The sequence below is a fragment of the Sinorhizobium terangae genome (assembly GCF_009601505.1).
Taxonomy (GTDB): Bacteria; Pseudomonadota; Alphaproteobacteria; order Rhizobiales; family Rhizobiaceae; genus Sinorhizobium; species Sinorhizobium terangae.
Genome location: NZ_WITC01000017.1, coordinates 21,665 through 37,453 on the forward strand (window position 1 = coordinate 21,665; position 15,789 = coordinate 37,453).

Sequence of the window (15,789 nt, forward strand, 5' to 3'; positions counted from 1 at the left end):
GAGACATTATGAAAACCAATACGCAACCGCTGTCACAACGCCTCTCCTGGCTGGTCCCGACGATCTACATCGTCTTCCTGCTCCTGCCGATCTATTGGCTGGTCAATATGAGCTTCAAGGAGACGGGCGAGATTCTCAGCACGTTCTCGCTCTGGCCGCAGAATCCAACGCTCCGGAACTACCGGGTGATCTTCACCGATCCTTCCTGGTACAACGGCTACATCAACTCGATCACCTACGTCGTGATGAACACGGTGATCTCGGTCTCGGTGGCGCTGCCGGCGGCCTACGCCTTCTCGCGCTATCGGTTCCTCGGCGACAAGCACCTGTTCTTCTGGCTGCTGACGAACCGGATGGCACCGCCGGCCGTTTTCGCGCTGCCCTTCTTCCAGCTCTATTCCGCCTTCGGCCTGATCGACACGCATATCGCGGTCGCCATCGCGCACTGCCTCTTCAACGTGCCGCTGGCGGTCTGGATCCTCGAAGGCTTCATGTCGGGCGTGCCGAAGGAGATCGACGAGACGGCCTATATCGACGGTTATTCCTTCCCGCGCTTCTTCGTGAAAATTTTCGTGCCGCTGATCGCATCCGGCATCGGCGTCGCCGCCTTCTTCTGCTTCATGTTCTCGTGGGTCGAACTCCTGATCGCGCGTACGCTCACGACCACCGATGCCAAGCCGATTGCCGCCACCATGACCCGCACCGTCTCGGCGTCCGGTCTCGACTGGGGTGTGCTTGCCGCCGCCGGCGTGCTGACGATCATTCCCGGCGCGCTCGTCATCTACTTCGTCCGCAACTACATCGCCAAGGGCTTCGCCCTGGGGAGGGTCTGATGGCAACCATCGCCACTCGCAAGAACCGCTGGCCCGTCGCACTTGTCGCGGTGCTCGTCGTCTATGTCGTAGCTGCGGGCCTGCTTGTTTCCGCCCTGCCGCTCAAGGACGGCGAACGCGACTGGTTCGCCCCGCTGATCCCCGGCGGGTGGATGGCCTGGTCCTTCCCGACCGCCATGTTCTTTCTGACGATCTTCACGCTGCTTTCGCTGATGGCCGTCTGGGAGTATGCCCGGCCCGGAGGAAATCCGCGCGTCGGCATCCTGCGCTTCGAAACCACCCGCGGCGACCGACTCTTCGTCTCGCTGCTCGGATCCGCCTTCATTCATCTCGGCTGGCTGGGGCTCGTCGGCACAAACCTCTGGTGGGCGGTCGCGCTCTCGGTGGTCTATGCCATCGGCGTCTTCCGCTACGTCTGAGAAACGCAATGAGGGGCGCGTCGACGGCGCGCTCCTCGAAACTGCAATGAACTGCAATCGCAAAACCCAAGGGAGGAACTTATGCGACGGCATCTTCTAACGACGACGGCAGCCATGCTGCTGGCTCTCACCGGGTCGGCCTACGCCGGCATGGATGAGGCAAAGGCGTTCCTGGACAAGGAAATCGGCGACCTCTCGTCGCTCGACCGCGCCGCCCAGGAAGCGGAAATGCAGTGGTTCATCGATGCGGCAAAGCCCTTTGCCGGCATGGAAATCAAGGTCGTCTCCGAAACGATCACCACCCATGAATATGAATCGAAGACCCTGGCCAAGGCCTTCTCCGACATTACCGGCATCAAGATCACCCACGACCTGATCGGCGAAGGCGACGTCGTCGAAAAGCTGCAGACGCAGATGCAGTCGGGCGAAAACGTCTATGACGCCTACATCAACGACTCGGATCTGATCGGTACCCATTGGCGCTATCAGCAGGCCCGCAGCCTGACCGATTTCATGGCGAACGAGGGCAAGGACGTCACCAACCCCAACCTCGACATTGATGACTTTATCGGCAAGTCCTTTACCACAGCCCCGGATGGCAAGCTCTACCAGCTCCCCGACCAGCAGTTCGCGAACCTCTACTGGTTCCGCTACGACTGGTTCAACGATCCGAAAATCCAGGAAGAGTTCAAGGCCAAGTACGGCTACGACCTCGGCGTTCCGGTCAACTGGTCGGCCTACGAGGACATCGCCGAGTTCTTCAATGGCCGCGAGATCGACGGCAAGAAGGTCTACGGCCACATGGATTACGGCAAGAAGGACCCGTCGCTCGGCTGGCGCTTCACCGACGCCTGGCTGTCAATGGCCGGCAACGGCGACAAGGGCATCCCGAACGGCAAGCCGGTAGACGAGTGGGGCATCAGGGTCGACGAGAACTCGCGCCCCGTCGGATCCTGCGTTGCGCGCGGCGGTGACACCAACGGCCCGGCGTCGGTCTATGCCATTCAGAAGTATCTCGACTGGCTGAAGGCCTATGCTCCGGCGGCCGCCCAGGGCATGACCTTCTCGGAATCCGGTCCGGTTCCGTCGCAGGGTGAGATTGCCCAGCAAATGTTCACCTATACGGCGTTCACCGCAGACTTCGTGAAGCAGGGCCTGCCGGTGGTGAACGAGGACGGCACGCCGAAGTGGCGTTTTGCCCCGAGCCCGCACGGCGTCTACTGGAAGGACGGCATGAAGCTCGGCTATCAGGACGCCGGTTCCTGGACGATCCTGAAATCCACGCCGGACGACCGCGCCAAGGCCGCCTGGCTCTACGCGCAGTTCGTGACCTCCAAGACCGTGGACGTGAAAAAGAGCCATGTCGGTCTCACCTTCATTCGCCAGTCGACGCTCGATCATCCGAGCTTCACAGAGCGCGCACCGAAGCTCGGCGGCCTGATCGAGTTCTACCGCTCACCGGCCCGCCTGCAGTGGTCGCCGACCGGAACGAACGTGCCTGACTATCCGAAGCTGGCCCAGCTCTGGTGGCAGGCGATCGGTGACGCGTCTTCCGGTGCCAAGACCGCGCAGGAGGCCATGGACTCGCTTTGCGCCGAGCAGGAAAAGGTGCTGCAGCGCCTCGAGCGCGCCGGCATCCAGGGCGACATCGGCCCGAAGCTCGCCGAAGAGCACGACCTCGAATACTGGAACGCGGAAGCCGTCAAGGCCGGTAACCTCGCTCCACAGCTGAAGGTCGAGAACGAGAAGGAAAAGCCGATGACCGTCAACTATGACGAACTGGTCAAGAGCTGGCAGACGAACTAAGCCTCCCAAGGCAGGTGCCGTCCGAATTTTCGGGCGGCGCCACGACATCTGGAGATGCGGCGCCGGGGCTGGAAACAGCTCCGGCTTTCGTTTGATGAAGAAGCAGGCACTCTATCCCATCCAGGCCGGGCGGGGCGCGTCTTACAACGGCAAGTATCCGGAGACGAATGGATAAAATAAGCAATCGGGAGATAGCAGATCGACCGTATTACCGCTGATGAACCGAAAACTGTTTCCCCTTTTTCAATAAGGTAATGCCTCGCCGTCGCTGCCATAGTTTGCCACCTGCCTTATGAAGAGGCGGGAATACATGCAAAGGTATTGGAGGAGATTACCTTGGCAAACAACGCAGACGAAACTGTACGACATACGCGGCCGGAAGACGAGAATCTCGGCATCAGCGCCAATCTTGCCTATGGCCTGCAACATGTTCTGACGATGTATGGCGGCATCGTCGCCGTACCGCTGATCCTGGGCCAGGCGGCAGGCCTCAGCTCCAGCGACGTGGGCCTGCTGATCACTGCCTCTCTTTTCGCCGGCGGCCTCGCCACCATCCTGCAAACCATCGGCCTGCCGTTTTTTGGAAGCCGGTTGCCGCTCGTCCAGGGCGTTTCCTTCTCGGGCGTTGCGACGATGATTGCCATTTCCGGCAGTGGCGGCATCGAGTCGGTGCTCGGGGCCGTCATGGCCGCGTCGCTGATCGGGCTTCTGATCACACCCGTCTTCTCGCGGATCACCCGTTTCTTCCCGCCGCTCGTGACCGGCATCGTGATCACCACCATCGGCTTGACCTTGATGCCCGTCGCCGCGCGCTGGGCTATGGGAGGCAACAGTGCTGCGCCGGACTTCGGCAGCCCGGCCAACATCCAGCTCGCGGCGACAACGCTCGTAATCGTGCTCCTGCTCAGCAAGCTTGGCAGCGCATCGATCTCAAGGCTGTCGATCCTGATTGCGCTCTTTATAGGCACCGTCATTGCCTATTTCGCCGGCATGACCGATTTCACTAAGGTGGCCGAGGGGCCGCTCTTCTCCCTTCCGACCGTGTTCCATTTCGGCTATCCGACCTTCGAGATCGCAGCGGTCATCTCGATGTTCATTGTCATCATGGTGACCCTGGTCGAGACTTCGGCGGACATTCTCGCCGTCGGCGAAATCATCGAAACCAAAGTGGATTCGCGTCGCCTGGGCGACGGCCTCAGGGCGGACATGCTTTCCAGCCTCATCGCGCCGGTCTTCGGCTCCTTCACCCAAAGTGCCTTTGCCCAGAATGTCGGGCTGGTGGCCGTCACGGGCGTGAAGAGCCGCTACGTGGTGGCGACAGGCGGCATGTTCTTGGTGGCGCTCGGCTTGCTGCCGGTCATGGGCCGCGTCGTCGCGGCGGTTCCAAGCGCCGTGCTCGGCGGCGCCGGCATCGTGCTCTTCGGCACGGTCGCCGCCAGCGGCATCCGGACGCTCTCCAAGGTCGACTACAACAACAATATGAACCTGGTCATCGTCGCCACGTCCATCGGTTTCGGCATGATCCCGATCGCCTCTCCCGGCTTCTACGAGCACTTTCCGGCCTGGGTCGCAACGATCTTCCACTCCGGCATCAGCTCCGCCGCGCTCATGGCAATCAGCCTCAACCTGATCTTCAACCACCTGACGGTCGGGAACTCCGACCAGCAGTCGGTGTTCGTTGCCGGAACGGAACGTACGCTCCGGTATCAGGACATCGCACGGCTTCACGACGGCGACTATTTCCTCAACGGCAAGCTCTACGATGCAAAAGGCATCGAGGTGCCCGTGATCGCTTCCGAGGCCCACTGAACATCCATGCTCTCGCCGGCGCTTACATCTTGGTCGGCGACGGTTGGAACCGACGCCGACCAAGATGCCGGACACGCACCCAATCAAGGAAGAACTGCATGACACAAGAAAGCGAAATGCTGCCCTTGCTCGACGCACTGCTGACGACAATGGAGCGCGAGATCGTCCCTGCAACGGAGGCCGGAGTGGCGGCCGGCAACAAGGTCTTCGGCGCCGCCCTGCTCAAGAAGTCGGATTTGTCGATCGTTCTCGTCGAGACCAACAACGAAACCGAGAATCCGCTCTGGCACGGCGAAGTGCATACCTTGAAGCGGTTCTACGAAATGGCGGGATCCGACCGCCCCGACGCGCGCGAACTCATCTTCCTGTCGACGCACGAGCCCTGCTCCATGTGCCTCTCAGCGATCACCTGGGCAGGTTTCGACAATTTCTACTATTTCTTCAGCCACGAGGATTCGCGAGATGCTTTTTCCATCCCGCACGACCTCAGGATCCTGAAAGAGGTCTTTACGCTGGAGCCCGGCGGCTACAACAGGACGAACGCCTTCTGGAAAGGCCAATCGATCCCGGGTCTGATCGCCAGTCTTCCCGAGTCCGATCGCGCGTCTCTCGAAAAGCGCGCCCAGGCGATCGGCAGGAAATACGCTGAGCTGTCTGCCACGTATCAGGCCAGCAAGGGGGATAACGCCATTCCGCTGAACTAAGCGGCTTCCGCAATCAGGCCTCAGCGCAGCCGCAGCGGCTTTTGAAAGGATCTCCCCTCCTCGGGGAGACCTCCGCAAAAATGCATCACATTTCGATCGTGACCGAAGCATCCACTGTCCGACGATGCTAAAAGAGCGGCCTGGACTTGCTTCAAGGATGGACTTGATGACCGCTGCCGCCAAAATAAACATCGCCGTCGAACTCTTGCTTCTTCTCGCGCTTGCGACCCTCTGGGGCGCCTCCTACACTTTCATCAAGATCGGGGTCGAAACCATTCCACCGGTGACGCTGATTGCAGCGCGCACCCTGCTCGCCGGCGCAATTCTCCTGGCAGTGATCGGATGGCGCGGCCTCTCGTTGCCCTGTGACACGGCCACCTTGAAGCGTTTTCTGTTCCAGGCCTGCCTCAACAGCGTCGTTCCGTTCACACTGATTGCCTGGGCTGAGCGGACGATCGACGCTGGCGTGGCGGTGATCCTCAACTCCACCACGCCCATCTTCGCCTTCCTTTTGACGGCTCTGATCACCCGGCACGAACCCGTTACTGCCCGCAAATTCGTGGGCGTCATTGCGGGTCTCACCGGCATCAGCCTGATCATTGGGCTCGAAGCCTTTAGCGGCATCGGCGATCAGCTCATCCCGCAGCTTGCCGTTATTCTTGCAACCATCTGCTATGCGGGCGCGGCAATCTTCGGGAAGAATTTCAAGGGGCTGGATCCGATGATACCCGCCGCAGGGTCGCTTCTCGCCGGCGCGATCTTGCTCGTCCCAACGAGCCTGGTCATCGATCGGCCCTGGACGCTCAACCCCTCGCCCGAATCGCTGATCGCGCTCGTCTGCCTGTCAGCCTTCTCGACGGCACTCGCCTTCGTCATCTATTTCCGCTTGATCCACACGCTCGGATCCGTCGGCACAACGGCACAGGCCTATGTACGCGTCCCGATCGGCGTTGCCATCGGAGTCCTGTTCCTTGGCGAAACTCTACCGACAACTGCGTGGATCGGCCTCTGCTGCGTTGTCGCCGGCGTCGCCGCCATGACTATACCGGCGCGCCAACGCGCAGCGGCGGCCGAAGCCCAAGGGTGATCCTTGGTCAATCCTTTCGCTTCCGGCAATAAAGCTCCAGCCGGTGGCGCACCAGATCGTAGCCGAGCTCGGCGGCGATCTCCGCCTGCAACTGCTCGATCTTGTCCGAGCGGAACTCGATCACCGCACCGGTATCTATGTCGATCAGATGGTCGTGATGCGGGGCGTCGGCCGTCTCGAATCGAGCGGTTGCGTTCTCGAAGGCATGCCGCTGCACGACCCCCTGCTGCTCCAGTGCCGACAAGGTCCGGTAGACGGTCGAGAGCGACACCGTCGCATCGATTTCCTTCGCGCGCCGGTGTAATTCGCTGGCATCGGGATGGTCCTCGGCCTCGGCCAGAATCTTAAGGATTGCAGCGCGTTGGCGGGTAACGCGCACGCCGCCGTCCCGCAGGATTCCTTCCAGTTCCTTGATCCGATTCTTGCTTTGTCTCATTAGCCGACACTAGCCAAGGGCGACCTGTTTGAAAATAGCTAGTTGCAAATGGTTCTCATTTGCATTGACTTATGCAGGTCATTCGCCTACCCATAGTGTCGGATGACATCGACGCTGGTTCTAAGGAGTAATGGATGATCGATCGCACGAGGCGCATGATATTGGCGGCAGCAGCGGCGGCGGCCGCCTTTTCCTTCATTCCCGGCGCGGCGCTGGCCCAGGAAAAATTCAAGGCTGTCACCACCTTCACGGTCATTGCCGACATGGCGCAGAATGTCGCGGGCGACGCGGCAATCGTCGAATCGATCACCAAGCCTGGCGCAGAGATCCACAACTACCAACCCACGCCGCGCGACATCCTGAAAGCGCACGACGCCAAGCTCATTCTCTGGAACGGGCTGAACCTGGAACTCTGGTTTGAAAAGTTCTTCCAGAACTTCGATGACATTCCCGGCGTCGTCGTCTCGGAAGGCGTCGAGCCTATGGGGATCGCGGAGGGTCCGTATACCGGCAAGCCGAATCCGCATGCCTGGATGTCGCCCTCGGCAGCACTGATTTATGTCGACAACATCCGCGACGCCTTCGTGAAATTCGACCCTCAGAACGCCGAAACCTACAAGGCGAATGCCGAGGCCTATAAGCAGAAGATCGAGGCGGCTGTCGCGCCGATCCGGGCCGAACTCGAGAAGATCCCGGCGGAAAAGCGTTGGCTCGTCTCGAGCGAGGGCGCCTTCAGCTACCTGATCCGCGACTTCGGCATGAAGGAACTTTATCTCTGGCCGATCAATGCCGATCAGCAGGGCACGCCGCAGCAGGTGCGCAAGGTGATCGACGCGGTCCGTGCCAACAACATTCCGGTGGTCTTTTCCGAGAGCACGATCTCGCCGGATCCGGCGGAACAGGTGGCGCGGGAAACCGGCGCGAGATATGGCGGTGTGCTCTACGTCGATTCCTTGAGCGAGGCCGATGGCCCGGTGCCGACCTACATTGATCTCCTGCGCGTCACCTCCGAAACGATCGCGAAAGGTCTCTCGCAATGAAACTTGAGGTAAAGGAACGCGCCGGGCCGGCGCCAGCTCCAACGGACGAGGGCAGCGGCATCCGCGTCCGCGGCGCCACCGTGACCTATCGCACCGGTCACCGGGCGCTTCGCGATGCTTCCTTCGGGATCCCGACCGGCACGATCGCAGCCCTCGTCGGAGTCAACGGCAGCGGCAAGTCGACCCTGTTCAAGGCAATCATGGGCTTCGTCCGGTTGGCGCAGGGCGAAATCTCGATCCTCGGGCTTCCCGTATCGGCGGCGCTGAAGCGAAACCTCGTCGCCTACGTGCCCCAAGCCGAGGAGGTCGACTGGAACTTCCCGGTTCTCGTCGAGGACGTGGTGATGATGGGCCGATACGGCCACATGAACATGCTTCGGATCCCGAAGAAAGCGGATCATGACGCGGTCGAGGCCGCACTTGCGCGTGTCGGCATGAGCGATTTCCGCAAGCGCCAGATCGGCGAGCTTTCCGGTGGTCAGAAGAAACGCGTCTTCCTCGCCCGCGCTCTCGCCCAGGACGGCCGCGTCATCCTGCTCGACGAGCCCTTTACCGGTGTCGACGTCAAGACTGAGGATGCGATCATCCGTCTGCTGATCGGCCTGCGCGACGAGGGGCGCGTGATGCTCGTCTCCACCCACAATCTCGGCAGCGTGCCGGAGTTCTGCGACAGCACCGTGCTTTTGAAGAACACGGTGCTCGCCTACGGACCGACGGCAACCACGTTCACCCGCGAAAACCTCGAACTCGCCTTCGGCGGCGTGCTGCGCCATTTCGTGCTCGGCGGCGAGCATCTGCACGACGACGCCGACCCACGCCAGCTTGCCGTCATCAGCGACGACGAGCGCCCGCTCGTCATGTACGGCGCGCAGGGGCGCATGGTGACGCAGCCGGCAAAGCCTGAGAGCGAGGCGGACAGCGAATGATCGCCACCCTCGTCGAGCCGTTCACATACGGCTATATGCTGAACGCCATGTGGGTCAGCGCATTGGTCGGTGCGGTCTGCGCCTTCCTCTCGGCCTATCTCATGCTCAAGGGCTGGTCGCTGATCGGCGACGCGCTTTCCCACTCGATCGTGCCCGGGGTCGCCGGTGCCTATATGCTGGGGCTTCCTTTTTCGCTTGGCGCCTTCTTTTCTGGCGCCCTTGCCGCAGCCGCCATGCTGTTCCTGAACCAGCGCACGCGGCTGAAGGAGGACACGATCATCGGGCTGATCTTCACGTCCTTCTTCGGCCTCGGCCTCTTCATGGTGTCGCTATCGCCGACCTCGGTGAACATCCAGACGATCGTGCTCGGCAACATCCTCGCCATCACCCCGGCCGACACGCTGCAGCTCGCAATCATCGGCGTCGTCTCGCTGGCGATCCTCTTCGCGAAATGGAAGGACCTGATGGTCACCTTCTTCGATGAGAGCCATGCCCGCTCAATCGGCATCAAGACGACCTTCCTGAAAGTGCTGTTCTTCACGCTCCTCTCGGCCTCTACCGTCGCCGCCCTTCAGACCGTCGGCGCCTTTCTCGTCATCGCCATGGTTGTAACCCCCGGGGCGACCGCCTACCTGATCACCGATCGTTTCCCGAAGCTGATTGCGATCAGCATCGCGATCGGCGCGGCTACGAGCTTCTTCGGCGCCTATGCGAGCTATTTCCTCGATGGCGCGACCGGCGGCATCATCATCGTGCTGCAGACGCTGATCTTCCTCCTCGCCTTCGTCTTCGCTCCGAAGCATGGGCTGATCGCCGCCCGCCGTCGCGGCTCCGAAGCCCTGGAGGCCGCACGATGATCTCGTTCGACATGCTTCTCGCCGTGTTCGAATTCGAGTTCATGCGCAATGCGCTATTGATCTCGGTGCTGGTCGCGATCCCGACGGCAATGCTCTCCTGCTTCCTCGTCCTCAAGGGCTGGTCGCTGATGGGCGATGCGATCTCGCACGCTGTTTTTCCCGGCGTCGTCATCTCCTACATCGTCGGCCTGCCGCTCGCCGTCGGCGCCTTTGCCGCCGGCATGTGCTGTGCGCTCCTGACCGGCTATCTCAAGGAAAACAGCCGCATCAAGCAGGACGCGGTAATGGGCATCGTCTTTTCCGGCATGTTCGGATTCGGCCTGGTGCTCTACACCAAGATCCAGAGCGACGTGCATCTCGACCACATTCTTTTCGGCGACATGCTCGGCATCGGCTGGGGCGATATTCTGGAAACGGGCATTATTGCGCTTGTTGCTGCCGGTGTTCTCGGCCTCAAGTGGCGCGACCTGCTGCTGCACGCGTTCGATCCCGCCCAGGCGCGCGCTGTCGGGCTGCCGGTCGGATGGCTGCACTACGGGCTGCTTGCGATCCTGTCGCTGACGATCGTCGGCGCGCTGAAGGCCGTCGGCCTCATTCTCGCGATCGCGATGCTGATCGCACCCGGGGCAATCGCCTTTCTGTTGACGCGCACATTCGGCGGCATGCTGATCGTCGCGGTGCTTGTCGCCGTCGTCGCCTCATTTGCCGGGGTTTACCTGTCCTTCTTCATCGACAGCGCCCCTGCCCCGACCATCGTGATGCTGATGACGGTGATCTTCCTCGCCGCCTTCGCCTATTCCACCTGGAGGACGGCACGCCTGGCGAGCGCGTTGAATTCAAATGATTAGCGCTCTCATGACTGGAGCCAAGGCGCTCGCGACGTTCATTTCCGCGCCAGAGGTTCCGCGTGGCATAATAGCGGCGCAAGCTGACGAGCAAGCTCCTCGCTCAACGTGCGCATGTAAGTCGCTGTTACGTGATGCTTGTCGTAATAGACCTGCACATTGCCGATGACGGCAGGGCAGATTTCCGCGGTGCAGAAATGATCGGAAAAGTCCAGGAAATGCAGGTTTTTCTTGAAGGACACCGCGCGTGTCGGGCTGATCGGAGCGAGCACCGAATTCCGCTCTACAGTGCATTTCGGCGAGAAGCGGCCATTGATTTCCACACACTCGGGAACGTCAAAGCCAAACCAGGGCGTGTCGCGCATTGCCACGATCGGAATTCCCGCCGCCGCCAGTTTCTCCCATTGCCGTTGATAACCAGCCGGAACTTCCTCGACACCACCGACTACCCGCGTGGATGTGGTGAAAATCAGATCCGGTTTTGTGGTCAGCAATCTTTCCATCAGCAGTTCGTTCCACTTGGTGCAAGCATCACGATAGGCGGGTACGTCGGACGACACCTCCGAGCTCAGGACGCAACTGCTCTTGGTGTAGGTGACAATTTTCCACTCTGGATACCGCTGCAGCACGCCCTGCAGGGCAGGTAGCCAATGCACGCTGTGCGAACCGCCGACGAGCGCCAAAGTGTGGCTTGCGTCTCTCGGTCCATAACTGCAACTGAGCAAGGCGGTGCCCAGCAGCGACTGGTGGCAACCGTCCCGATATACGTCGGCATCGTCCCACCTTGCGGTCATTGGTCCGGGATGGACGGGGATCTCACTCGAACCCGCCGCGAGCCCCTTGATAGCCGCACCGGGGTAATGCTCGGGATCAACGACACGCAGTCGCTCCTCGGCCATGCTTTGGGCGGCCTCTACTCTCCAGACGAACAGGCCCGCAGCGATCACTGCAAGGGCGATGATCGCTCCGAAGGCCGTTTGCAAGGGGCGGTCATCCTTCTTCCGTCGGGGAAAACGCGCCTCCACGATTCGCGTCGTGAGATAGGAGAGGACGATCGAGACGAGCAGGACGACCGAGCCCTCTATTGGACCGGCCGAGGTTTGATACGTGTAGGTGAGATAGAAGACGAGGATTGGCCAGTGCCAGAGATACAGACAATAAGAGATGTCCCCAAGCCACGTAAGCGGTCGCGCAGCCAGCAACCTTGCGACGCCGAACCGTAACGGCGGACCATCGCCACAAACAAGGATCGCCGCGGCGGCGAGTGTCGGCCAGAGCGCCGCGTAACCGGGAAAAACAGTCGAAACCTCAAGCAGGATGCCGCAGCTCAGAATAGCCGCCAAACCAACCCATCCGCCGACGGTCCGCAGCGTTGGCGACAAAATGATGCCGGGCAGCAGCAGGCGAGCGATTGCACCAAGCGCAAATTCCCAGATACGTGCAAAGGTGTCGTAGTAGGCGAATGCCTGGTTTCGGGACGTGCTATAGATCGAGTAGGCCAACGACAGCGCAAATACACTTGTGAGAAACACCAGCAGGTCGGTGCGCGACGGCCGACGCCTTATCAAGGCAAATATGGCAATACCCGCTGCCAAAATCAGCAGGCATTGGACCTGGGCGGACATTGCCCAATAGTGCTGGACCGGGCTTCCCACTTCGTCTCGTGCGAGATAGTCGATCGCCGCAGTCGCGAGGAACCAATTCTCTACATATGCCGAGCTCGCCGCAATCTGATGAATCCCGGCTTCCCATCGCATCCTCGGCAGCCAAAACGGCGCCGACATTGCGATCACAGCAACCACCAGAAAGGACGAGGGCAGAAGCCGACGGGCCAACTTGGTGGCAAAGAGGACGAGGTCCACGTGGTGCCCGGCTTCCGCCTGGCGCGCCAGCGACCCAATAAGCAGATACCCGGAGACGATGAAAAAGACATCGACACCACCGGAAACCCGACCGATCCATATGTGATAAATCGCGACCAGAAGTGCGCCGATAGCCCGCAGGCCCTGAATGTCATCACGCCGCGGTACAGCACGAATATTCGGCTCGACCATCACTTTGGTTCGGCCCCGCTAAGCAGGTCGGGGGACCCGGACGGCCTCGATAGAGCCTCGAAACGCATTAGGTCTGTTGATCCGATCGCCAACCTGCGTCACTTTCGAGATCGAATTAGTCGATTGTGCATTAACTGTCTAAAATGGCGCACAAAGCAATGCCAGGACCGGAAACGGGCGGATCACTTTCGGCGCTAAATGTCACAAAGGTTGATAACTCGCTGTCAATCAACCTCAATGCGCACCAGACGACCGGCGTGGATGAGATTTGGCATTAGCGAAAGCGCAGTGCAACTAATGTCTCAGCCGATCCGGGTCGCGTTCAACCGCCCCTCGTCGAGAACGACACCGAGGCCGGGCGCCTCGCCAAGTTCGAGCCAGCCCTTCTGATGTCGGAGCGGCACTGCCAGCGGATAGTCGCGGCGCATTTCGCTCCATTCCGGATTGTCGTAAGGATATTCGAGCCAGGGCGCATCGCCGACGCCCGCCGTCAGATGCGCGTTTGCCAACACGCCGATGCCGTTGGTCCAGGAGTGCGGCGTGAACATCACGCCCGCCTCGCGCGCCTGCCAGGCGAGCCTGCGGCAGCCGGTGATGCCGCCGACCAGCGCCACGTCCGGCTGGATCACGTCAAAGGCCCGCTCCTCGATGATGTCGCGGAACTCGTAAAGCTCGCGCGTCATCTCTCCGCCGGCGATGCGGATGGACGTCGCATCGCTTAATCGTCTCATGCCTTTCCGGTCGGAGCGATGCAGCGGTTCCTCCATCCAGTAGACGCCGAGCCGCTCCAGTTCCCCGGCAACTGCAAGCGCATCCTTGAAGGTCCAGGCAAGCATCGTATCCCAGGGCATGCGCCAGCCCTGATTGCAATCGACCATCAATTCCAGCCGGTCGCCGACCCGCGCGCGGATCGCCTCCAGCGCCCGCACGTCCTCCCGCCAGCCGTCGCGGCCGCCGGCGGACGCGGTGAAGCGAACCTTCATCGCCGGAAAGCCTTCCTCCAGATAGCTTTCGGCCTGCGCCGCCATCGCGCCGGCATCGCGGAGGACGCCGGAGGAGGCATAGAGACGAACTCTTTCCGCCCGACCGCCAAGCATCCGCCACACGGGCTCGCCTGTGATTTTTCCGGTCAGATCCCAGAGCGCCAGATCCATCGGCCAGCAGCGGCCATAGTGGAAGTTGATATGCGACAGCACCTCGTAGTGCCGCTCGACATGGCGCGGATCCTCGCCGATGAAGAGGTCTTCGCGGCCCTCGAAGCCTTTCATGAGGTCGCCGGAGCCGATCCCCTCGCGACCCTCGTCGTCGCGCACCCTGACGATCGTCGCATCGAAGTGTCTGCGCGGCCGCCCGTCCCAGCTTGCCTTGAACGGCGGGTCGAGCGGCAGGCGGTGATGGGTGATCTCTACGGAAACGATCTTGCTCATGGCTCTTCCGATCCGCCTCTTTGTTCTTCACATCCCTCAGAGACTCTAACCGAACTGCTGCCAGATGGTCTTGTAGTCGCAATATTTGTCGATCGCATGCACTGAACGGTCGCGGCCGAAGCCGGATTGCTTGAAGCCGCCGAAAGGTGTTGCGAAGTTCGAGATGTCGTAGCTATTGATCCAGACCGTGCCCGCATGGATCGCCTCGGAGAAGCGATGCGCCCGGTCCATGTCGCGGGTAAAGACCGCGCCCGCCAACCCGTAGATGGTGTCGTTGGCGATCCTCAGCGCCTCCTCCTCCGTGTCGAAGGGAATGGCGGCGAGCACCGGCCCGAAGATTTCCTGGCGCGCGAGCATCATGTCGTTGGTGACGTCCACGAAGACGCCGGGCGAAACATAATAGCCGCCGGTTTCATCCATGACGCGCTTGGCGCCAAACGCACGGCGCCCACCTTCCTTTTCGCCGGCATCGATCATCGAAAGCACCTTGTTCATATGGTCTTCCTCGATCAAGGCGCCGATCTGCGCCGAAGGATCGAGCGGATGGCCGAGCGTGATCTCGCGCCTGGTCACCGCCTCGATCCTTTCGATCAGCGTCTCCTGCACCGAGCGCTGGACGATCAGCCGCGTCGATGCGTGGCAGGTTTCGCCGGAGTTGTAGAAGCAGCCCCAGGCGGCGGCACTTGCCGCCGCATCGAGGTCGGCGTCGTCGAAGACCACGAGCGGCGACTTGCCGCCCAGTTCCAGCGCCACGCGCTTGACGTTCGACTGCGCCGCATAGCCCATGATCAGCTTGCCGACTTCGGTCGAGCCGGTAAAGGCGATCATGTCGACATCCATGTGCAACGCCAGCGGCTTGCCGGCCTCCTCGCCGTATCCGGTGACGACGTTGAACACACCAGCCGGAAGCCCCGCCTCCCCTGCGAGTTCAGCGAGCCGGATGGCGGAGAGCGAAGACTGTTCGGCCGGTTTCAGCACGACCGAATTGCCGGCCGCGATCGCCGGGCCGAGCTTCCAGGCGTCGATGATCAGCGGATAGTTCCACGGCGTGATCGCACCGATGACGCCGAGCGGCACTTTCCGCACCAAGGCACGTGCGTTCGGCCCGGTCGGCGCGATCTCGTCATAGAGCTTGTCGATCATCTCGCCGTAATACTGGATGCCTTCGGCTGCGAGCCGGACATCGACGTTGAGCGACGCCATGATCGGCTTGCCGACATCGAGCGTTTCCAGCAAAGCGAGTTCCTCGCCGTGCTGCCGGATGAGATCCGCCCATTTGAGCATGATCTTCTTCTTTTCCAGCGGCTCCTTCTTGCGCCACGCCCCGCTCTCGAATACGGCGCGGGCGGCTGCCACGGCCGCGCCTATATCTTTGGAGTTGCCGCGTGCCAGTTCCGGACCCGGCCTTCCATCCATCGGCCGGAAGCGCGTGAACGTCTCGCCGGACACGGAGGCCCGGCGCGCGCCATCGATGAAATGCCGACCCTCGAACGTCAGTTCGGCAAGCAGGCTTTCCCAATAGGCGCGCGTGTATTCCTTCGCCATC

Annotated in this window: 14 protein-coding genes; 10 read left to right on the top strand and 4 right to left on the bottom strand. The window is 61.3% G+C overall.

From position 1 onward, the window contains the following. Nucleotides 1-8 precede the first annotated feature (8 nt). The 6 genes from GHK62_RS01905 (at nucleotide 9) to GHK62_RS01930 (ending at nucleotide 6,658) form a co-directional block, all read left to right on the top strand. Nucleotides 9-833 carry a carbohydrate ABC transporter permease gene (locus GHK62_RS01905; protein ID WP_153436663.1) on the top strand — a complete coding sequence of 275 codons (825 nt, stop codon included), beginning with the start codon at nucleotides 9-11 and terminating at the stop codon, nucleotides 831-833. Then, complete coding sequence (locus GHK62_RS01910) at nucleotides 833-1,252, top strand: DUF2160 domain-containing protein (RefSeq protein WP_153436664.1); 420 nt, start codon at nucleotides 833-835, stop codon at nucleotides 1,250-1,252. The genes GHK62_RS01905 and GHK62_RS01910 overlap by 1 nt, the downstream gene beginning before the upstream one ends. An 81-nt stretch (nucleotides 1,253-1,333) precedes the next feature. Continuing rightward, complete coding sequence (locus GHK62_RS01915) at nucleotides 1,334-3,058, top strand: ABC transporter substrate-binding protein (RefSeq protein ID WP_153436665.1); 1,725 nt, start codon at nucleotides 1,334-1,336, stop codon at nucleotides 3,056-3,058. 336 nt (nucleotides 3,059-3,394) lie between these two features. After that, nucleotides 3,395-4,867, top strand: coding sequence for a nucleobase:cation symporter-2 family protein (locus tag GHK62_RS01920; RefSeq protein WP_153436666.1), 1,473 nt, complete (start codon nucleotides 3,395-3,397; stop codon nucleotides 4,865-4,867). A gap of 98 nt (nucleotides 4,868-4,965) precedes the next feature. After that, complete coding sequence (locus GHK62_RS01925) at nucleotides 4,966-5,571, top strand: deaminase (protein WP_153436667.1); 606 nt, start codon at nucleotides 4,966-4,968, stop codon at nucleotides 5,569-5,571. A gap of 166 nt (nucleotides 5,572-5,737) precedes the next feature. Next, nucleotides 5,738-6,658 carry a DMT family transporter gene (locus tag GHK62_RS01930; RefSeq protein WP_153436668.1) on the top strand — a complete coding sequence of 307 codons (921 nt, stop codon included), beginning with the start codon at nucleotides 5,738-5,740 and terminating at the stop codon, nucleotides 6,656-6,658. Nucleotides 6,659-6,665: 7 nt separating this feature from the next. Here GHK62_RS01930 and GHK62_RS01935 read toward each other — a convergent pair whose 3' ends face one another. Further along, a complete protein-coding gene (locus GHK62_RS01935; protein ID WP_153436669.1) occupies nucleotides 6,666-7,094 on the bottom strand; it encodes a Fur family transcriptional regulator in 429 nt (142 codons plus the stop codon). A gap of 134 nt (nucleotides 7,095-7,228) precedes the next feature. Here GHK62_RS01935 and GHK62_RS01940 point away from each other — a divergent pair, with 134 nt between their 5' ends. From GHK62_RS01940 to GHK62_RS01955, 4 genes are read left to right on the top strand one after another with little or no spacing between them, the layout of a single operon-like run. Beyond that, nucleotides 7,229-8,134 carry a metal ABC transporter substrate-binding protein gene (locus GHK62_RS01940; protein WP_153436670.1) on the top strand — a complete coding sequence of 302 codons (906 nt, stop codon included), beginning with the start codon at nucleotides 7,229-7,231 and terminating at the stop codon, nucleotides 8,132-8,134. Beyond that, on the top strand, nucleotides 8,131-9,060 hold the full coding sequence (locus tag GHK62_RS01945; protein ID WP_153436671.1) for a manganese/iron ABC transporter ATP-binding protein: 930 nt from the start codon (nucleotides 8,131-8,133) through the stop codon (nucleotides 9,058-9,060). Before GHK62_RS01940 ends, GHK62_RS01945 begins: the two co-directional genes overlap by 4 nt. Continuing rightward, nucleotides 9,057-9,917, top strand: a complete 861-nt coding sequence (locus GHK62_RS01950) for a metal ABC transporter permease (RefSeq protein WP_153436672.1) — start codon at nucleotides 9,057-9,059, stop codon at nucleotides 9,915-9,917. The genes GHK62_RS01945 and GHK62_RS01950 overlap by 4 nt, the downstream gene beginning before the upstream one ends. Continuing rightward, nucleotides 9,914-10,765, top strand: coding sequence for a metal ABC transporter permease (locus GHK62_RS01955; RefSeq protein WP_153436673.1), 852 nt, complete (start codon nucleotides 9,914-9,916; stop codon nucleotides 10,763-10,765). Before GHK62_RS01950 ends, GHK62_RS01955 begins: the two co-directional genes overlap by 4 nt. 35 nt (nucleotides 10,766-10,800) lie before the next feature. On the opposite strand, the gene GHK62_RS01960 is transcribed toward GHK62_RS01955, so the two are convergent. From GHK62_RS01960 to GHK62_RS01970, 3 genes are all read right to left on the bottom strand, one after another. Next, nucleotides 10,801-12,816 carry an acyltransferase family protein gene (locus tag GHK62_RS01960; protein WP_153436674.1) on the bottom strand — a complete coding sequence of 672 codons (2,016 nt, stop codon included), beginning with the start codon at nucleotides 12,814-12,816 and terminating at the stop codon, nucleotides 10,801-10,803. A 302-nt stretch (nucleotides 12,817-13,118) separates the two neighbouring features. Beyond that, nucleotides 13,119-14,243: a mandelate racemase/muconate lactonizing enzyme family protein gene (locus GHK62_RS01965; protein WP_153436675.1), complete on the bottom strand. Its 1,125-nt coding sequence runs from the start codon at nucleotides 14,241-14,243 to the stop codon at nucleotides 13,119-13,121. 45 nt (nucleotides 14,244-14,288) lie between these two features. Then, nucleotides 14,289-15,788: an aldehyde dehydrogenase gene (locus GHK62_RS01970; protein WP_153436676.1), complete on the bottom strand. Its 1,500-nt coding sequence runs from the start codon at nucleotides 15,786-15,788 to the stop codon at nucleotides 14,289-14,291. Nucleotide 15,789 lies beyond the last annotated feature (1 nt).